19 protein-coding genes and 1 pseudogene are annotated in these 18,141 nt (G+C 72.1%); 14 read left to right on the forward strand and 6 right to left on the reverse strand.

What is annotated here, in order from left to right:
* The first annotated feature begins 198 nt into the window (after positions 1 to 198).
* The 6 genes from ACZ7JA_RS28825 (at position 199) to ykgO (ending at position 6,042) form a co-directional block, all read left to right on the forward strand.
* Positions 199 to 525: a trypco2 family protein gene (locus tag ACZ7JA_RS28825; protein WP_351672955.1), complete on the forward strand. Its 327-nt coding sequence runs from the start codon at positions 199 to 201 to the stop codon at positions 523 to 525.
* A complete protein-coding gene (locus ACZ7JA_RS28830; RefSeq protein ID WP_470811271.1) occupies positions 522 to 4,622 on the forward strand; it encodes a trypsin-like peptidase domain-containing protein in 4,101 nt (1,366 codons plus the stop codon). The genes ACZ7JA_RS28825 and ACZ7JA_RS28830 overlap by 4 nt, the downstream gene beginning before the upstream one ends.
* A gap of 116 nt (positions 4,623 to 4,738) precedes the next feature.
* Positions 4,739 to 5,272, forward strand: coding sequence for a 2'-5' RNA ligase family protein (locus ACZ7JA_RS28835; protein WP_389298773.1), 534 nt, complete (start codon positions 4,739 to 4,741; stop codon positions 5,270 to 5,272).
* A gap of 136 nt (positions 5,273 to 5,408) precedes the next feature.
* Positions 5,409 to 5,573, forward strand: a complete 165-nt coding sequence (rpmG, locus tag ACZ7JA_RS28840) for a 50S ribosomal protein L33 (protein ID WP_351672961.1) — start codon at positions 5,409 to 5,411, stop codon at positions 5,571 to 5,573.
* Between the two features lie 49 nt (positions 5,574 to 5,622).
* Positions 5,623 to 5,883 carry a type B 50S ribosomal protein L31 gene (locus ACZ7JA_RS28845; RefSeq protein ID WP_389298777.1) on the forward strand — a complete coding sequence of 87 codons (261 nt, stop codon included), beginning with the start codon at positions 5,623 to 5,625 and terminating at the stop codon, positions 5,881 to 5,883.
* Positions 5,884 to 5,919: 36 nt separating this feature from the next.
* Positions 5,920 to 6,042 carry a type B 50S ribosomal protein L36 gene (gene ykgO, locus ACZ7JA_RS28850; RefSeq protein WP_026084623.1) on the forward strand — a complete coding sequence of 41 codons (123 nt, stop codon included), beginning with the start codon at positions 5,920 to 5,922 and terminating at the stop codon, positions 6,040 to 6,042.
* A 138-nt stretch (positions 6,043 to 6,180) separates the two neighbouring features.
* Here ykgO and ACZ7JA_RS28855 read toward each other — a convergent pair whose 3' ends face one another.
* From ACZ7JA_RS28855 to ACZ7JA_RS28865, 3 genes are all read right to left on the reverse strand, one after another.
* Positions 6,181 to 7,188: a zinc-binding alcohol dehydrogenase family protein gene (locus ACZ7JA_RS28855; protein WP_470811274.1), complete on the reverse strand. Its 1,008-nt coding sequence runs from the start codon at positions 7,186 to 7,188 to the stop codon at positions 6,181 to 6,183.
* 149 nt (positions 7,189 to 7,337) lie between these two features.
* Positions 7,338 to 8,399 (reverse strand): ParB N-terminal domain-containing protein, encoded by a 1,062-nt coding sequence (locus tag ACZ7JA_RS28860; RefSeq protein WP_450751230.1) that lies wholly within the window; start codon positions 8,397 to 8,399, stop codon positions 7,338 to 7,340.
* 212 nt (positions 8,400 to 8,611) lie between these two features.
* Positions 8,612 to 9,727, reverse strand: coding sequence for a MerR family transcriptional regulator (locus ACZ7JA_RS28865; RefSeq protein WP_470811276.1), 1,116 nt, complete (start codon positions 9,725 to 9,727; stop codon positions 8,612 to 8,614).
* A gap of 179 nt (positions 9,728 to 9,906) precedes the next feature.
* On the opposite strand from ACZ7JA_RS28865, the gene ACZ7JA_RS28870 reads away from it, so the two are divergent.
* The 4 genes from ACZ7JA_RS28870 to ACZ7JA_RS28885 all read left to right on the forward strand — a co-directional run bounded on the left by ACZ7JA_RS28870 (position 9,907) and on the right by ACZ7JA_RS28885 (position 12,776).
* Positions 9,907 to 10,722 carry a class I SAM-dependent methyltransferase gene (locus ACZ7JA_RS28870; protein WP_470811356.1) on the forward strand — a complete coding sequence of 272 codons (816 nt, stop codon included), beginning with the start codon at positions 9,907 to 9,909 and terminating at the stop codon, positions 10,720 to 10,722.
* Positions 10,723 to 10,884: 162 nt separating this feature from the next.
* On the forward strand, positions 10,885 to 11,280 hold the full coding sequence (locus ACZ7JA_RS28875; RefSeq protein WP_351672971.1) for a VOC family protein: 396 nt from the start codon (positions 10,885 to 10,887) through the stop codon (positions 11,278 to 11,280).
* Positions 11,281 to 11,366: 86 nt separating this feature from the next.
* Complete coding sequence (locus tag ACZ7JA_RS28880) at positions 11,367 to 11,756, forward strand: hypothetical protein (RefSeq protein ID WP_470811278.1); 390 nt, start codon at positions 11,367 to 11,369, stop codon at positions 11,754 to 11,756.
* Positions 11,757 to 12,239: 483 nt separating this feature from the next.
* Positions 12,240 to 12,776, forward strand: a complete 537-nt coding sequence (locus tag ACZ7JA_RS28885) for a hypothetical protein (protein ID WP_020937384.1) — start codon at positions 12,240 to 12,242, stop codon at positions 12,774 to 12,776.
* Between the two features lie 61 nt (positions 12,777 to 12,837).
* On the opposite strand, the pseudogene ACZ7JA_RS28890 reads toward ACZ7JA_RS28885, so the two are convergent.
* Together ACZ7JA_RS28890 and ACZ7JA_RS28895 are read right to left on the reverse strand one after the other, a co-directional pair.
* Positions 12,838 to 12,986 (reverse strand): annotated as a pseudogene (locus ACZ7JA_RS28890) (maleylpyruvate isomerase family mycothiol-dependent enzyme); the annotation flags it as partial.
* 292 nt (positions 12,987 to 13,278) lie between these two features.
* Entirely contained in the window at positions 13,279 to 13,509 is a 231-nt protein-coding gene (locus ACZ7JA_RS28895) for a hypothetical protein (RefSeq protein WP_470811280.1), read from the reverse strand.
* Positions 13,510 to 13,856: 347 nt separating this feature from the next.
* Between ACZ7JA_RS28895 and ACZ7JA_RS28900 the strand changes: the two genes are divergently transcribed.
* Positions 13,857 to 14,540 (forward strand): HAD family hydrolase, encoded by a 684-nt coding sequence (locus tag ACZ7JA_RS28900; protein ID WP_470811282.1) that lies wholly within the window; start codon positions 13,857 to 13,859, stop codon positions 14,538 to 14,540.
* 4 nt (positions 14,541 to 14,544) lie between these two features.
* The gene (locus ACZ7JA_RS28905) at positions 14,545 to 14,766 is read left to right on the forward strand and encodes a hypothetical protein (protein WP_351673089.1); all 222 of its coding nucleotides are present in this window, start codon (positions 14,545 to 14,547) and stop codon (positions 14,764 to 14,766) included.
* 29 nt (positions 14,767 to 14,795) lie between these two features.
* On the opposite strand, the gene ACZ7JA_RS28910 is transcribed toward ACZ7JA_RS28905, so the two are convergent.
* Entirely contained in the window at positions 14,796 to 16,226 is a 1,431-nt protein-coding gene (locus tag ACZ7JA_RS28910) for a gluzincin family metallopeptidase (RefSeq protein WP_470811284.1), read from the reverse strand.
* A gap of 188 nt (positions 16,227 to 16,414) precedes the next feature.
* Here ACZ7JA_RS28910 and ACZ7JA_RS28915 point away from each other — a divergent pair, with 188 nt between their 5' ends.
* Together ACZ7JA_RS28915 and ACZ7JA_RS28920 are read left to right on the forward strand one after the other, a co-directional pair.
* Positions 16,415 to 16,903, forward strand: coding sequence for a cupin domain-containing protein (locus ACZ7JA_RS28915; RefSeq protein ID WP_351673093.1), 489 nt, complete (start codon positions 16,415 to 16,417; stop codon positions 16,901 to 16,903).
* A 36-nt stretch (positions 16,904 to 16,939) separates the two neighbouring features.
* Positions 16,940 to 17,476: a FadR/GntR family transcriptional regulator gene (locus ACZ7JA_RS28920; protein WP_470811286.1), complete on the forward strand. Its 537-nt coding sequence runs from the start codon at positions 16,940 to 16,942 to the stop codon at positions 17,474 to 17,476.
* Positions 17,477 to 18,141: the final 665 nt, after the last annotated feature.

Genomic DNA, 18,141 nt, shown 5'->3' on the forward strand with positions numbered 1-18,141 from the left:
GAGTAGTGACCTGCCTTCGGGCTCGCCCTGCCCGACGGCAGAACGAAGGATGGTCGAAGGGCGACGGCCCCGCCCGCGAGTCCCGAAGATCCGTCAACCCCTGACCTGGAGAACATGCGTGGGGTTACCATCGTCAGCACTGGGCCGCCTGCGAGCGGCCGGAAGCGGGGCGGTCCGGCGGACCTCGGAGGAGGGGCAGTGAGTTCTTCGGAGGAGTTCCAGGAGATCGGCCTGTCGGCCGCTCTGGGCGCCATTCGCCGCGAGTTGGCCGAGGCCATGGCGGAAGCCGAGCACGAGGGCGGTCCGGTGCGCCTGGGCGTCACCTCGCTGGAACTCGAGCTGCAGACCACCCTCACCCGCAGCAGCGACCTGAACGGCGGCATCAAGGTCCACGTCATCTCCGCGGGCGGCAAGCGCTCGCACAGCGACAGCGCGGTGCAAACCCTGCGGATCCAGCTCGACGCCCGCACCACCGCGGGCACCCCGGTGCAGACCAAGGACCGGCTGACCCAGCTGCCGCGATGACGGGCGGGCAGGCCTCCCAGGCCGCCGTCGAGCCCTCCCGCGTCGCGCGGGTGGCCGTCCACGACACCCGTCAGGGGAACTACGCCCTGGGCACCGGGTACCACATCTCCCACCGGCTGGTGCTGACCGCCGCCCACGTCGTCGAGGGCGACGGCGACGTCCTGGTGAGTCTCGGCGACGACGTTGAGTGGTCCGCTGCCGAGCGCGTGTGGGAGGACCCCGAAGTCGACGTCGCGTTACTGCGGTTGGAGCCGACGCCGGACACCACGGTGACGCCCGTGCACCTGGGCCGGGTGGACGGCACCACAGCCGGCCGGGTGACCGCCGACGCGCTCGGCTACCCCGTCCACGCCCTCGTCGTCGACGACCTCACCGGAGATCACTACCGCGGCAGGCAGCACGTGCGGTGCCGGGTCGTCACCGCGGCCAGGGGGCGCCCCAAGACCCTGCGCCTGGAGCTCGACAGCACCCCGGACCCCTATGCCGGCGGCGACAGCCCGTGGCGGGGCATGTCGGGAGCGGCCGTCGTCACCCGGGACAGCGGACTGCTCGTCGGGGTCTTCCGCGAGCACGTGCCCGCGATGGGCGTCAGCGCACACGACGTCACCGACCTGGCCGCCATCGACGACACCCGGTGGCGCGAGTTGTTGGACGAGGAAGGCGTCCACCCCGAACCGCGCCTGGCCCCGCCGGACGGCTGGAACACCACCGGAGGCCGCCTGGTCCTCCACCATCAGCACATGGCGGCCCTGGCCGGCAACGAGTCGGTGTTCACCCGGCACGCGCTGCCCTTCGTCGACCCCGAACCCGGTCACCCCGCGGCCCCCAAGAACGTCCTCAGGAAGCTCGGCGAGTTCGCCGGCGACGTCCAGGCGCCGCTCGGCGTCGTGCTCACCGGCCCGGCGGGCACCGGCAAGAGCCGGATCTGCCTGGAGACGGCCCGGCTCGCCGACCGGGAGGGCTGGCTGGTCGTCCACCTCGACGACGTCCCGCTGGACGCCGCCTGGTCGTGCGTGCACCCCCTCGCCCGGCGCATCCTGCTCGTCGTGGAGGACGTCGCGTCGCTCTCGGAACTCAGCCGCCGTGTCGCGGACCGGCTCTGCTGGGCCGCCGACGACAAGAACGTCGAGCTGGCCGTGATGGTCGCCGCCCGGACGACGGCCTGGCGTCTGCACCAGACGCGCCTCAAGCCGTTCTTCCAGCGGATCGAGGCACCCGACGACTCGGCCTACTACGCCGGCGTCCGCCGCGCCGCGGTACGCGCCCTGGCCGGCCCGGCGGTACGCCAGATCGGGGAGCGGCGGACCATGCGGCTCTGCGGCGGCCCGCCGGCGATCGCGCTCCACCTCGCCCACCTGCGCGGACTGCAGGCCTCCCGCGGCCAGGACCTGCGCCGCGCCGTCCCCCTCGACGCGCGCCGGGTCACCGTGTGGATGGGCGACGTGCTGGACGCGGAAGGCCTCGCCGGACCCGGCGTCCGGACCGCGGCCGACCAGTGGGAGGACGAGCCGCCGCCCTCCCCCCTGCTGATGGACTCCGCCAGGGTCGCGGCCGCCACCCCCTGCGCCTCCCGCGAACTGGCCGGCGTCCTCGGCGAGGACACGGCGGAGAAGTGCGTCAACGGACTGCGCCTGCGCGGACTGCTGGAGGAGCGCGGCGGCGAAGTGCACATGGTGCACGGCCTCTTCACCGACCAACTGCTGGCGCGCGCCGTCCTCATGGGCGACGAGGAGACCGTACGCCACGAAGCCTTGGGCACGGTGCTGGACACCGGCCTCGCTCGTCCGCAACTCTTCGGCAACGTCCTGAGGTCCGTCAGCCGGCTCCACGACGCACTGGGGGAGTCCCGCAGCGACTTGCTCGCCGAAGCCGTCGCCCAGTGGTTCGGGGAGGCGGACGGAACACGGACCGCCCGGGCCGGCGAGCTCATCGCCGCGGACCCGCGGGGCCGCGCCCTGCTCACCCTGCTGCGCGGCCGCCCCTGGCGGCACCTCGCCCAGCGGTACCCGCAGCAGATGGTCGAGCCCTGGCTCCGCGCCCACTACCGTGACTCCGCCGCCCGGCACGCCCTGGTGGCCGTGCGGTCCCACCTCGACGCCTCGCACAGCATGGCGTACCTCATGGGCTGGATCGACAAGAACGCCGTCCTGCCGGAAGCGGCCTACGTCTTCCACCACGCGGTCCCCGCCGCCGACGCGGACCCGGCCTTCACCGAGTGGACCGTCGACGGCATGTACGAGTACCTCACCCGCAACTGGGACCGCCCCGAGGCCTCGCGCGTCTACGACCGGCTGCTCGACAGCGCCAAGGGGCTGGCCCTGAGCGAGGGCGACCCGCGCGTCGCGCAGGTGATCGACTGGGCCCTCACCTGGCTCCGGCGCCATCCCACCAGAACCGAAGCGGGCTACTTCGCACCCCAGTTGGTGCTCCGGCCCGAACTCACCGGCCGGCGACTCGCCACCACGGCGCAGTACCTGCTCGACACCGTGATTCCCCGCGCCCGCGGCAACGCCAGCTACTCCCTGGAGCCGCTGCTCAAACGGCACCGGCTGCGCCGGGACCTGCCCCACCCGGTCTTCAAGCAGACGGTGAAGGACGCCCTCGCCTGGCTGGAGGACGGCAACCTCGGGCTGCTCCCCGAGGCCGCCTACGTACTGGGGGAGCTCCTGCGCCGCGAGCTGCCCGGCCGCGACGACGCCCCCCGTGCCGCGCAGTGCGCCCTGAACTGGCTGGAGACGCGGGCGACCCATCCCGACGCCTGGCGCGTGCTCGCTCCGCTGCTCACCAAGGTCCGCAAGCCCGCCACCCGCGCCGAGGCGATGCTCACCGACGACGAGTGCGCGGAGCTCGCGACCCACGCGGTGTCCTGGTTGCGCGAGCCCGGCGCGGAACCCCGCAACAAGATCAGTCTCCTCGGCGCGCTGCTCCGGACCCGGCTCTTCGACGGCGACGACGAGGAGCTGCCCCGCCTCGCCGGGCAGGCACTGGAGCTGTTGCGGCGATCCCCGGTCCCCACCGCGGCACGGGCGCTGCTGCCACCGCTCCTGGCCAAGAACTCGCTTCCGGCCCAGGACAGGGAGGCCGTACTGGAGGCCACCTTCGGCTACCTCCGGCGCCATCCCCGAAGCGAGCACACCAGCTTTCCGCTGACCGTGCTCGTCTCCCGCCAGGACCTCACCGAGCGGCAGTTCCAGGACGTCATGACCGCGACCCTCGACTGGATCGACGCCCACCCCAGACAGACCAGCGCCTTCCGTCTCCTGTCCGGCGCCCTCAACAGCCCCCTGGCAGGACCGGCCGAACGCAGCAGGCTGGCCGGGCGCGTCATCGAGCTGCTTTCCGCCGAACTCCTCGCCACCGACGCGCAGCACCGCCTCACCAAGCGCCTCCTCGCGCACCGGGACGAGATAGTCCCCGAATGGAACCGCTTCGTGGCCCGCGCCGGTCAGGTGCTGGCCGCCGCGGGCTTCCCCCCGTCCGGCCTGACCGTGCTGCGCCCGATGCTCGAGGGCGCCGACAGACTGGACCAGCCGACGAGGGACGCCCTGTTCGCGACGTGTGCCGCCTGGTGCGAGGTCCGCCCGCTGTCCTCGACCGCGCTCGCCCTCCTGCGCACCGTGCTCACCACCCGCCCGCTCTCGGCGACCGCCCGGCGCACCGTCTCCGCGGCCGGCTGCCGGATGGTCTCCCCGGACACCGTGCGCAAGCGGGAAGGCGGCGGGCTGCTCCTGGAGCTCCTCCGCCAGGGTGACCTCGCCGCCCTCCCGGCGGCGGAGGCCGACGGCGGGACACCGATGGAGAAGGTGGTGCGCGTCTCGCTCGACTGGCTGGACGCCTGGCCGGAGGACGCCCGGGCCACCGCCCTGCTGCAACAGGTGACACACAGACTGCGGCACAAAGGCGGCACGCCGACCAGACCCCGGCCCGGCCTCCCCGGTGGGACGGACGAGCCGTCCACCGCACACATGGCCGAACGCGCGATCCGCCACTGGGAGAACTGGCCGGCCGCGCACCCGAGCGCCACCCGTGAGGAGCGCGCCGCCGCGGAGGAACACCTGCGGTACCTGCGGAGCGCGGTGCGCGGATCCGGCGGATAGACGCCACTGGCCCGATGGCCGGCGCGCGGCCCCCTCTCCGCGGCGACCTGGCCCGCCGCCCACCGCCGCTCCTCCCGGCCGTGCGGCACGGTCCCACACGCCGGTAGGCTGCGGCGGTGCGCACGGTCGAGCTCCTGTTGGACGAGGCGGCGGAGCTGGAGGTCCGGGAGGCCTGGCGACGGCTCGCGGACGCGGGGCTGCCCAGTCAGGCGCGCCACCGCTCACCGACCAACAGTCCGCACCTCACCCTGGCCGCCTGCCCGGAGCTGACCGCCCCGATCCGCTGGGAGCTCGCCGAGGTGGCCGCCGCCCTGCCGCTGCCGGTGCGCTTCACCGGAGTGGTCCGCTTCGAACGGCCGACCTCGGTGCTGGCGTGGGCGCTGGACCTCGACTCCGTCCTCGCCGACCTGCACCGGCGGGTGTGGGAGGCGGTGGCTTCGGACACTCCGCCCGCGGCCCTGAACCCTTTCCACCAGCCCGCGCGCTGGAGCCCGCACATCACTCTCGGCCGCACCCGGCGAGCCGGCGCCTTCACCGGCAGACGGGTCCTCGACCTGCTGCCGGCGCCACCGCTGTCGGTCCGGCTCGTCACCCTGCGCAGCTACGACACGGAGACCGGCGCCCTGGAGGTCCTGCAGCCCCGCCTCTGAGAGGGCGGTGCCCCGACCATGATCGCGTCGAGGGGACCGGCCGGTGGGAATGGACCGCCGGGGGGTGTTGTTGAGCAGGCTGTCTGACATGACCGAGTCATGGACTCGGGATGTGGGACGACGGAAGGAGACCCCCATGGCACGCAGCACGGCGCGGCTCGTCGTCACGCTGAAGTCGACGGCCGGTACCGGAGCCGTCCACGTGACCCGCAAGAACCGTCTGAACGATCCCGACCGGCTGGTCCTGCGCAAGTACGACCCCGTGATCGGCAAGCACGTCCCGTTCCGCGAGGAACGCTGACACCCGCCTTCGTCGCCCGGCGACGGAGGTTCCCGAGGAGGGACACTCCATGAGGCCCGGCATCCACCCCGTCTCCCGCCCCGTCGTCTTCCGCGACCGGGCGTCGGGGTTCCACCTGCTCACCCGCTCGACCGTCGACACCCGGCAGACGGTCGAGTGGGAGGACGGGATCACCTACCCGGTCGTCGACGTCGAGATCTCGTCGGCGAGCCACCCGTTCTACACCGGCAACACGCGCGTCGTGGACACCGCGGGCCGCGTGCAGCGCTTCGAGCGGCGCTACGGCCGTACCACCCCGGCCCGCCACTGACCGCGGGCCCCGTTCGATCTCCCGAGAGGAGCCCTCATGAAGGTGCGCAAGTCCCTGCGCTCGCTGAAGGCCAGGCCCGGCGCCCAAGTGGTGCGCCGGAGGGGCGTGACCTTCGTCATCAACAAGAAGGACCCCCGCTTCAAGGCCCGCCAGGGCTGACGCCCGGCCGCAGGGCCCCCGCCCCGTGAAAGCCCCCACGCCGGACGACGCGCGCCGCGTCGTCCGGCGTGGGGGAGGGGCGCCACCCGCATCGCCTTCGCCGGTCACCTCCGGCTGATCCGACGGGGCCCGCGCAGCCTAGCCGATGTCGTTGACCAGCACCGCTGCCCCGTCGAACCGGCCCGCCTTCAAGTCCCGCAGGGCGACCGGGGCCTGGGACAGGGGATACGGGTGGATGGTGGCGCGTACCCCGTAGCGCGCGGCCAGCACCAGGAACTCGCGGCCGTCCGCCCGGGTGTTGGACGTGACGCTGCGCAACTCCTTCTCGTAGAAGAGCTCTCGCTGGTAGTCCAGCGGCGGTGTGTCGGTGAGATGGATGCCCGCGACGGACAGCACTCCGCCGCGATCCAGGGCACGCAGCGCGACCGGGACCAGTTCACCGGCCGGCGCGAAAAGGATCGCGCTGTCGAGGGGTTCCGGCGGCATGTCGTAGGCTCCGCCGGCGGACGCGGCACCCAGCTCGAGCGCCAGCCGCTGCGACGCCTCGCCACGCGTCAGCACGTGTACGACAGCGCCCTGCGCGAGCGCCAACTGGGCGCACAGATGGGCGCTGCCCCCGAACCCGTACAACCCGAGCCGCCCGCCCGAAGGCAGCGACGCCCGGCGCAGCGCGCGGTAGCCGATGATGCCCGCGCACAGCAGCGGAGACAACGCGACGTCCTCCACCTCACCGGGCAGCGGATAGGCGAAAGCGCCCGGTACGGTCGTGTACTCGGCGTAGCCGCCGTCGGCGTCCCAGCCGGTGTACCGCGAGTCCGGGCAGAGGTTCTCGTTCCCGCGCCGGCAGTACGCGCACGTGCCGTCCGTGCGCCGCAGCCAGGCGACACCGACCCGGTCCCCGACGGCGTACCCGCTCACCGCCTCGCCCATGGCCACGACCAGACCGACGACCTCGTGACCCGGCGTCACATGCCGCCGGTGCAGCGGCAGATCGCCCTCGACGACATGAAGATCGGTCCTGCACACGCCGCACGTGCGCACACGCACGAGGAGTTCGTCGGGGCCCGGAACCGGCACGGGCTTCTCGACGAAACGCAGCGGCGTCCCCTCGACGGGGCCGGGCTCGGCCACCTCCCACGCCCCCATGGTCCCCGGTGTGCCGCTCGCCATCTGCCACCCCGTCTCGCCACGCGTCGTCGCCTGCCGGGCCCGGCCCCTCCCAGTCTCGTGCGCGACCGGGAGCACCGCCACACAAGAGGGCGCGACACACGTGCCGACGGCACGGGCGAGGGTGATCAGCCAGTCCGGTAGTGGATCAGGTCCGGCAGGATCGCGGGACTCACCGGAGCAGTCAGCCGGAACTCGATCAGCCGGGCCGGACAGCCCTTGGCGACCAGCTGCGCGAGAGCGGTCAGGCGGTGGTTGCCGTCGAGTACCAGGAACCGGTCCGGACCCAGGGCATATGTCGCGAGGATCAGTGAGACACCCTGGTCGTCGAGCCGGGTCGCGTACTGGTCCCGCAACGCCCCGATCCGCAGGCGCCGGTCGATCTTGAGGACGGAGAAGTCCGTCACGAGCTCCGTGTGGCGGATCGGCACCGCGTCGTGCTGGTCGTACGCGACCTCGCCGGACCAGGACGCGTCCCGGTACCAGGGGGCGTGGTAGCCCTCCAGGGCGGCCGGACGGTACGGCGTGAGCTCGGTGGTGATCATGGACAGCCGGACGGTTCCGTCGTCCCGTCGGGCCATCTCCGACAACGCCTCCCAGTCCAGGGTGGTGCGGATCCGGTCGGCGCCCTCGGTGAAGTGGGCGCGGAACACGTCGAACGGCACGGGATCGGTCCCGATCCGCAGGAGCTCCTGCGTCCTGGTGTCGATTCCGCCGGCCCAGTGAGCAGCCACGATCTTCGATCTCCGCGCATGGAACACGGCGGTCTCCCGCAGTGTCCCGACCACCGAGGCGAAATCGGACCAGTCGTCGTGCGTCCACTGAGCACGGGAACGAAGGGAGGAGCTGAGCCTGTCGGTGATCGTCTCCAGCACTCTCGACACCGTCCGCAGATACTCCTCCTGCATCGGCCGCCGGGCGAGGGGCACGAGTGACAGGCCGGCTCTGCAGTCGTACAGCGCCCGGTAGGTGAGCTCGGGCGCGCCGGCTGCGCGCAACTGGGACAGGGAGAAGGTCAAGTAGGCGACCTTCTCGGTGAGTTCGAGATCGGCGAGTGCCTCCTGGATGTTCCCCTGCCGCCGGGCGAGCAGCATGCCGACGATCATCGTGGTGACGGCTCCCAAACCGAAGCTGGACGCCCAGTCCGACCAGCTCCACGGCTCGCCGCGCCACCACAGGAACAGATCCATGGCCCCGGCGGCGAGGGGGAGTACGGCCAGGGGCCAGTACTCCGTCCATAACGACCGCGCTCTCGGCATCCTCGCTCCTCCTCCGGCCGCGAGGCCGCGGCCTCATCAGAGGAAGACCGGTTGTGCCGTCGGTCGGTTGCACCACCATGGACAAGCGCGGACCGGACAGACGTGAGCCGCCAAGACAGCCATAACAGCGAACCGGGACGCGGTCAGGCTACGAGCAGACGGAGGCCGAGATCCGCCGTGTCGAGGTCGACGATGTCGCTGTTGCGGTCGGTCCAGCGGCCGGAGGCCAGGTCGTCGCCGAGGGCGCGCACCGCCCGCTGCTCGGCCTCCGGCCCGACCCTCGTCCACACCGACATGGCACGGCGCACGTGATCCTGCAGATACGCCGCCGGTCGGCGCCAGTACGCCTCGAACAGCCCGTCGGCGCAGTCCCACGGGATGGGCACCGGCTCGGCGCGGGCGCCGATCGCGTCGGCCATCGCGGCGAGGGAGGGGAACTCCGCGAGGAGAGCCACGAATTCGGGCAGGTAGTCGCGCGTGAGCCAGAACCGGTCCGGCCATCCGGGTTCGTCGGTGTCGAAGGTGAGCACCACCACGCGGCGGGCCACGCGCCGCATCTCGCGCAGCCCCGCTATCGGATCACCCCAGTGGTGAACGGTGGAGACGGCCATCGCGACGTCGAAGGACCGGTCGCCGAACGGCAGGCTCTCCGCGGCGGCGGCCAGGCAGGGCGCCGAGCCTGCGGGCCGCTGCCCGCGCATGACCGCCGAGGGCTCCACCGCGGTCACGTCGCGGTCGGCAGGCTCGTAGGAGCCGGTGCCCGCCCCGACGTTCAGCACCGTCCGCGCGTCCCCGAGCGCGTCCCAGATCTGTGCGGCGATCCGCGGCTCGGTACGCCGTGTCGCGGTGTAGGCGCCGCCGATCGCGTCGTACAGCCGTGCACCGAGCATCTCCAGTTGCTCCTCCGGTGTCACCGTCAGTCCCTTCGACCGTGCTTCGAGTTCCCTGTCGATGGCCGCCACCATGGCATCGGCGCGATCACGCCGTTCCAGGAGCAGGCCGCGCAGCCGACGCAGGCGCGCGACCGCGTCGGCGGACGCGTCACCGACCAGTTCCGCGACCTCACGCAGCCCGAAGCCGAGCCGCCGGTAGGCCAGCACCTCCCGCAGCCGCTCCACGTCGGCCGCCGAATAGGCCCGGTACCCGGCCGCGGTCCGCGCCGAAGGGCGGACGAGCCCGATCGCGTCGTAGTGGTGCAGCGTGCGGACGCTCACGCCGGCCAGCTCGGCCACGCGTCCTACGGTCCAGTGATCTTCCACGGCACCGACTGTGCAGCCTGACGCCACGTGAGGGTCAAGGCTCTCACCCACGGCGGCAGAAGCCGAACACGAGCCGGCGGGGGGCCAGGAATCGAACGCAGCGGCCCGGCGCGGCCGAGTGGTCGATCACCTAGGCTGGCGCGGTGACTGATGAGCAGGGGCCCGTGCGGCCGTCGGGAGTGTGGGCAACGGCGGTGGGTGTGGCCAGGGTTCGGGCGCTGGAGACCGAGCGGGAGAACGCGTTGTTCCGCGACCCACTGGCCCGGGCCTTCGCCGCCGCCGGCGGCCTGTGGCCCTCCTCGTCGCCGCTGCCCGATGACGAGGCCGCGCGACGCCGCCGGCTGGCCGTGTCGCTCTCCATCGTCATCAGGACGAAGTTCCTCGACGACCTGTTGCGGCAGGCCTGCGCGTCCGGGATCCGGCAGGTCGTGCTGCTCGGCGCCGGCATGGACAGCCGGGCCTTCCGGATGGACTGGCCCGAGGGCACCCGGCTGTTCGAGGTCGACACCGCCGCCCCACTGGACTTCAAGGCCTCGGTGCTGCGCCAGGAGCGGGCCGTCGCGCGCTGCGAGCGGATCACCGTCGCGGTGGATCTGCGCGAGGACTGGCCGGGCGCGCTGGCCGCCGCCGGCCACGACCCGGCCGCGCCGACCGTGTGGATCGCCGAAGGACTACTGATCTATCTGCCCGAGGACGCGGTGGAGTTGCTGCTGGCCCGCATCAGCTCGCAGTCGGCGGCGGGCAGCCGGATGGGGCTGACACTGGGCTCGCGCGGCGTCATCGAGCGCTTCGGCGCGGACGCCGCGCCAGGATCGGCGGCGTCCATGTGGATCTCGGAGGCGCCCGACGACCCGGTGCGCTGGCTGGCCGAGCACGGCTGGGAGGCCGGCAGCCACACCCTGCGCGACCGCGCCGCCGCCTACGGCCGCCCGATCAGCACACCGCCGCAGCACGAGGAGGGACCCGGGGGTCTGATCTCGGCGGTCCGCCGGTAGAGCGCTCCCGGCGCCCTGCATCCGCGGGCGAGCGCAAGGTCGGCGCCCCCTTGGGTGGTCTCCTCCAGATCAAGCCCGTTCGAAGTCTCTGGCCGAAAGGATCTCGGACCTGCCGGGCGGGCGGCCTAGGCTGAGCCCCGTCCGCACTACCTGGGGGGAAGCATGACGAGCAGGTTCACCGAGCTGACGGTCGACTGCCACGATCCGGAGAGGCTCGCGGCCTTCTGGTGCGAGGTCCTGGACTTCAAGGTGATCGACCGCGGCGAGGACAAGGTCGAGATCGGCTCTTGGGAGCCGACCGTCGAGGATGTCCGGGCCCGCCAGATGCCGCCCACCCTGGTGTTCATCCGTGTGCCTGAGGGCAAGACCGTCAAGAACCGGCTTCACCTCGACGTCAGCCCGATCGACGTCAGCACCGAGGACGAGGTGACCAGACTGCTCGGTCTCGGAGCCGTCAAGGTGGACGTGGGCCAGGGAGCGGACCGGAGCTGGGTCGTCATGGCCGACCCGGAGGGCAACGAGTTCGACGTCGTGCGCACGTTGGCACCGCAGGACTAGGCAGCCTTACCCGGATCGCCTTCCCTGGTCGCGAGGTTCTCGTCTCCGCAGGCCTCCGTGGACCGCACCACCAGGAGGAAGAACCAGTGTCGTACCCTCAACCGCTCACCCCCGATGAACAACTCGTCGAAGCCAAAAGACAGTTGAGCCTCCCGCGCATCGTCGTGATCTGCGGCTCCACCCGTTTCATGACCGAGATGGCCGAGGCCGATCTCCGGGAGACCACAGCCGGAAAGATCGTCGTCAAGCCGGGTCTCGACATGAAGTCGCCGCACGAACTCTGGTCCGATCCTGTCGAGGCCGAGGCGCTGAAGGCCCGACTCGACGATCTGCACCGGGCGAAGATCCGGCTCGCCGACGAGGTGCTCGTAGTCGGCGACTACATCGGGGACAGCACCCGAGCCGAAATCGCCTACGCCCGGTCGCTGGGCAGGCCCGTGCGGTTCACGCACCCCGAAGTCGACCCCGACGCCTGACCGCCCGCTCCCGCACCCTCCGCGGACACCCCTTGTGATCGTCCGGGCGATGTGGATCGATACACCGATCATGCACGGGCGAGACGGCCGCCGGCGCGTGCGGCCTCCGGGGTGAGTCCGGTCCAGCGACGGAAGGCTCGAAAGGCACGGACAACCGCGACCTGTGCCGAACGTCGACGACCGATCAGCCGAGGATTTCAGCCGGTTGATCGACGTCGCCGGCCCCCCGTGTCGACCTGATAATGATGAGGGCAGACCTCAAAGCTGCATCGGATACGTTGATCATCCAGGGGCGGACATGCCCGGCTAGACCGCGCCCGGCCAGGCCCCACCGACCCCGGCTGTGACGCAGCTCCTGTCGCCCCCGGGGGAGGCCGCCGTACCGTTGTCCGCACCTCCCCGCCCGGGCGCGCAGTGCCCGCGACCGAATCACCCACACCGGAACACCCAGGACAGGCGGGCATACGCACAGGACGGTCCACCATGCCCACCGCGCTCTCGCCCGTCATCGCCGCCTCCGCACGCTGGCTGCTGGCGGCCTTCCCCCCGGCCACCGGCCCGCTGAACCAGGCCCTGGCCGAAGCCCAGGCAGGCCATGCGGCCACCATCGCCGCCGCCCTGCGCTACCCCACCGCGCTGGACGCCGAACTGCTGGACCTTCTCGGCCCCGGCGGCTCCGGCCGGCTGGACTTCGTCACCGGCGCCGACGCACCCCCGCTGACGGACGCCACCCACGCCTGGCGCACCCAGGTCGACGAGACCGTCGTCAGCTGGGCTGCCTGCCTGCTGGCCGACGCCGACCTCGCCGCCCTGGCCGCCGCCTGCCTGGCCGCCACCCACCACGGCCCCGACAGCGTGGGCGACGCGCGCCGGCTGACCATCCCCAGCCCGCGCGACCACCGCGCGGCCCCCCTGCTGCGCCACCCGGACTTCCTCGGCCCGATCGCGGACCTCCACCGCGAGACCCTCCTCGGCCTCCTCGGCGCCGCCCCGGCCGTCACCGCCCCCGAACCCGGGTGACCACCGAGCCCGTACGACCACAGGCAGCCGGCCACCGTCGGGCCGCCGCGGCCCGTCGCGCTCAGGGCGCCTTGAACAGAGCCGGGAAACGCGGAGCGAGCCAGGGCTTGCGCCCCCGACCAGGATGCGGCCCTGAGCGAGGGGACCCCACTGGCCCCGGCGCCCGAGCGCCATCAGGAGAAACGTGACCGGCTCGATGAGGATGGTGCAGCCCGTAACCGCTCCAAACTCGATGGCAGGCCCCGACAGGCCGGACCACGCCTCAGCCGGCAACGGACGCGAGCAGCACCTGCGGCAGCTTCATCGCCCCGGCCGGTGTGGGCCAGCGCCGAAAAGAGGTGTAGGTTCCCTCGACCCGTGTCATCTGCCGTACCTCTGACCTCGACGGTTCTTGGACTTCCCACGCCATGTCGTGTGCTGGATTCCCAGCGCCGTGTCCTTTTCCCGGCTCGCCCAGCCAGAAACGGCGACGCCGCCGCCCAAGAAGAGGTTCACTGGACGGTCAGAAACTCCAGCTGTAGAGGCCGCCGCCCGTGGTCCCCGCAGACGCCGCAAGCCGGGACACTGCCTGCAGGACCGCCAGGAGATCTTCGTCGGTCATTTCGTCCCCGTCGGCGGACCTGAGCATCGCGGTCCAGCGATCTGCCAGTTCCTCCAGCTCAACGGAGGTGGCGTCGGCCAATGCCCGGATCAACCGCGGCGGCAGAGCGAACACCTCAACACCATCGTTCAAGGGGGCAGTGACCCACTCCGGCCACGGCCATGCAAGGAGCTGCTCGATCGGCGGGAGCTCGGCCGCGGGGTTTCCGGCGGTCTCGCCGCCGCGGGTGCCGGCTGCCTCTACCTGGAGCCCCGCTCGGGACAGTCGGCGTCGACCTCCTGGCCGTCGCCTCCCCGCAGGGCGTCACGGCGGGCGCGAGCCTGCGGGCCACCACTGTGTGACGACCACGCGACACCCCCGCGAGGGCCCGGGCCGACCGGCCCGGGCCCCCGCGGCGTCGCCGTGTCCGGGCGGCCCGCCGCGGCTCTTTCACCCGGGCGGACCGACTCGGAAGGGTTCACCGAGGGCAGGCACCGCACATGCCTGTGATCTTCTTCGACATCGGGGCAACCCTGGCGGACGTCCGTACGGGACCAGACGGCTCCCTGGTGCTCCGGCCCCTGCCGCGCGTCATGGCCGTGCTCGACGCCCTCCACGAGGTGCGCCAGGGCATCATCTCCAACCCCGGCCCGAGCGAGGACGACGTCCGGCGCGTCGCGGCCGCGCTGCACACGGCGTTCCCCGGCCGGTTCAGCGAGGGGGCGCTGCTGCACTGGGGCGTGAAGGACGGCCGTGGCATCTTCGACCGGGCGGTCGCGAGCACCGGCGAAACGGCGCCCGACGCGTGCGTCTTCGTCGGCGAGGACGCCCAGGAGCGCGCCTTCGCGCGCGAGGCGGGGATACGGACGGCGGCGCACCCGGTGTTCGCCCTCGCCGCGACGCAGAACCGGGCCGTGCTCCGGGCGCGCGTCGCACTGCCGGACGGACGGGACCTGTCCGAGCTGACCACGGCCATGAACGAGACCGAGGCCGTCGTCGTGCAGACCGTCTCCGAGCGGCTCGCCCTCGCCATGGTGACCACCGAGGGCGCCCAGGCGCTGGAGCGGGCCGGTTTCACGGTGGAACCGCGCGGCCCGGTCGACGCCACGGAGACCTTCCCCTCGGCGCAGGCCCGTCCGGTGCCGCAGGCGCCGCTCGCGAACGCGCCGCGACCCGGCCGGTGACACCGTGCCCGGTACGACCGCGAGCGGCGAGGAGGACCCGGCGGGCGGCGACGCGGGGGAGCAGGGCGGTGACGCCGAGCGCCGGGCCGCCGAGAGGTTCGTCACCGATCTGTTGGCGCGCGGTGAGGCGGTATTCGAAGGGGAGGAGCCGACGGCCAGGACCACGCACGTCGTCAGGCGCGAGGACGACGGACGGCTGACCGTCCGTCGTCTGCGCTTCCACTGATCCGGTCGTCCGCCGGTCCGGCCGACCGCTCAGTCGAAGCCCCGCCGGACCAGGGCGAGACCCTCACCGGTCGTGCTCGGCACGATCTCGTGCGTCTTGATCCGCGAGGGGCTGTCGTCGACGAACGCGGCGGCGGAGCGGTGCTCGGCGGGCACGTGGACGCGGCCGCGGCGGAACAGGTCCTCCAGGTACGACGTGGCCACCCGGTCGGGATCGGCGGGCTGCAGGGAGCCGCCGGCAGGGTCGGAACCGGCGATGCCGAACCGGCGTTCCCCCGAAGGAGCGGAGAGGGTCACGGGCTGCGTGACGCCGTACGGCGCACCGTGGACCGTGACGTCCGCGAGCCCGTCGTCGTCGGCACCGCCCGGCATCGACTCGTCGATCCCGGCGGCCCGGCGCGTCACCTCGGGCTCGGTGAGGGACGCGGCGGCCTCCAGGGAGAGGATGCCGTGCCGGATGAACGCCGAGCGCAGAGCCTGGCCGTACAGGCCACCGTTGCGGCGCTGGTCCGCCGCGATCATGTGACCCGCGAGCTGCGCGTAGTACGCGGCCACCACGGGCGTGGCTACCGCTGCGTCCACCAGCAGCTGTCCGGCGATCTCGGCGGCTCTGGCCAGGCCCGCCTGGTCCTGCGGGTCCTGCTGCCGGAAGATCCCGGCGACGACCTTCAGGAACGCGCCGCTGAACACCCGGGAGAAGGAGTGCGGCTCGCTGGACAGCGTGTTCGCCGGTCCGCTCGGCGGCAGCTGTACCGGGTCGCGGTAGAAGAAGCTGTTCGCCAGGTTGCGCAGGCAGTCCTGGTCGACCGCGTTCGGGTGGCCCTTGCGGATCGCGGCACCCAGCTGCTCGGCCATCCGCGACACCCGCGAGGACAGTTCGAGGTCGCCCTGCGTCTCGGCCAGCACCGCGACCCGCAGGGACTCCAGCCTGAGCGAGGTCAGCAGCGCGCTGATGTCGCCGAACGCCTCGTGCAGGGCGGCCGTCTCCGCGCTCGCCGTGTTGAACAGCTGCGGGCGCAGCGCGTCGAGGATCGCGTGTCCCGTCTCGTGTGCGACGACCTCGGTGCTCTCGCATGCGGCGACGGTGACACCCGCCACCGTGTGGCGGAAGAACCACAGGCCCTCGCGGTCGTAGAAGGCGTTGAGGTCGTCGCCCGCGTCGAGGTGCGCGGTGAGGGCGCTGCCGACCGACGCGTGCCACCGCGTTCCGGCTGGGACCAGCGGGCCCCAGGTCTGGCCGGCCCTGCTGAGCCCGTCGGCCGCCACCCAGTAGCGGAAGGCCTCGGTGCCCGGTCCGGCGCCGTCGGGTTGCGGCGCGGGATCGGCTATGGCCATCGGGAAGGGCTGGCCGTCGAGGTGCGGGACCGGATGCGGTACGGGCATGTGGACCTCGGGAGGAAATCCCGGGTCGTCCTCGTACACCAGAACCGTGGGCATCGCGGCGTGCTGCTGCACCGTCATGGCGCCTCCATGGGATCGGGAGATGGGAGTTGATGGCATCCCCCCACAGGGCAGCTCCGACCGGGAGGCCCTCACTGTCAGTACGGGACCACGCCGGTCGGGTATCAAGGTGAGCGCGGCCGGTCGGGTGACGGGGCGCGCCACGCCGACCGCCCGGTACGCGCGCCCCGGCCTGTCACCATGCCTCCATGACCGCAGACCAGCCCCGCACGCCCGACCACCCGCTCCTGCGCCGCCCCGGTGAGGGTGAGCTGATCGACATCGCCGGGGTCGCGCACTTCTTCCGGCTCACCGGCGAGCACACGGGCGGGCGGTTCGCCTTCGAGGAGTTCAGCCTCGCCCCCGGCACCATCGGTGCCAGGCCGCACGTGCACGAGGGGCACGACGAGTACTTCTACGTCCTGGAGGGCGAGTTGACACTCCACACCGGGGACGGCGAGACAGCCGCCCCTCCAGGAGCCCTGCTCGCCGCGACCCGGGGCACCCCGCACGGCTTCCGCAACGCCGGGGACGTCACGGCGCGCGCCTTGTGCCTCTACACGCCCGCTGGCTACGAGGACTACTTCCGCGACGTCCACGCTGCCGTGAGCGCCGGCGCCGAGGCCACCGACGAGCTGCTGGCCGAGTTCCGCGCCCGCTACCGAACCCGTTCGCACCAGGAGCCGTTGGCCGAGTAGCCGATCTTCACGCCCGGCCATTGACTGCTCGGGCTCGTGTTGGTTGAGGACTCATCCACTGAGCCATTCAGGAGAACGGCGTGGAGGCACTGCCCCGCGAGACCATCGTCGACGGTTTGGAGGGCCCGGCTGCGGGAGGACATCCTCGCTGGCCGTCATCCGGCGGGCAGTCACCTGCCACCTGAGCGCACCCTCGCCGACGGGTACGGTGTCACGCGCATCACGCTCAGGCACGCGTTCGGCCGTCTGACGCAGGCCGGTCTGCTGGAGACCCGGCACGGCCTCGGTACCCGCGTCCGCCACTACCTGCGGCTCGGCGGGGCCGACCTGCTGCCGATGCTCGTCCGGCACAGCCCCGACTGGATCGGCGAGGTCTGCGAAGTGCGATGCCACATCGACACGTTGATCGCCGGACGCGCCGCCGCCCGCGCGACCGAACGGCAGCGGGACCAACTGCGCGCACTGCTCTCGGCCGTCGGGGACGCGTCCGACGTGCTGCCGTCCAGCTCGCGGACGTCGAGGTCCACCGGGCCCCGGCGCGGGCCACCGGCAACCGCCTGTACGTCCTGCTGACCATCTTCAACGCCTACCTCCCCGTCCGCGCCCCGGGCGCCTCCGCCCGCATCTACGGCCACACCTATGGCACAGCGGCTTCGGGCCGGTTCGGCGGCGACCGACGCCAACGAGCGGCAGCCTTCCCGGCGTAGCCGAGAAGTCTCCGCGGACGGCGTGCGAAGGGGCGGCACCCCCGCACAGGGTGTAAGAACAGCAACCTGAGCCGGGAACCTTCCAACTGCCGCCTCTACCAAGTCACTTTCAGGGCACCTTCAGCAGCGGCTTCCCTCGTGCCGGCAGTCAGGCCTTCTTAATCAAAAGTGAGGTGTGGAGGGCTCGGTAGCCTTCCCGTCCTCCAAGCGGGTCGATCTCCCAATGGAAGAGCGCCGGGCAGCTTCGGACCTCCCCGCTCTGTTTGCGCGACCCCCGGCATCGTCATACGGTGGAAATAAGTGACGTTTTCACGCCTCGTGCAGCCGCCCCGTACTCCACGGAGGCGCGGTTAAGAGGATCCGTGATCTCCTATGTGTGTGCGTGTCAATTGGGGGAAGCTCGCGGCGGAATATCATCCCTTAACCCGCAGGCCTAGTTAGCACATTTCGGCAATATCCCCTCCCGGTTCGAATTCCGGGCAGTTCCCGGTTTCTCGATCCCACCGTGATGCGCCATGCGCCATGCGGGCA

The organism is Streptomyces sp. NPDC038135, from assembly GCF_055601245.1.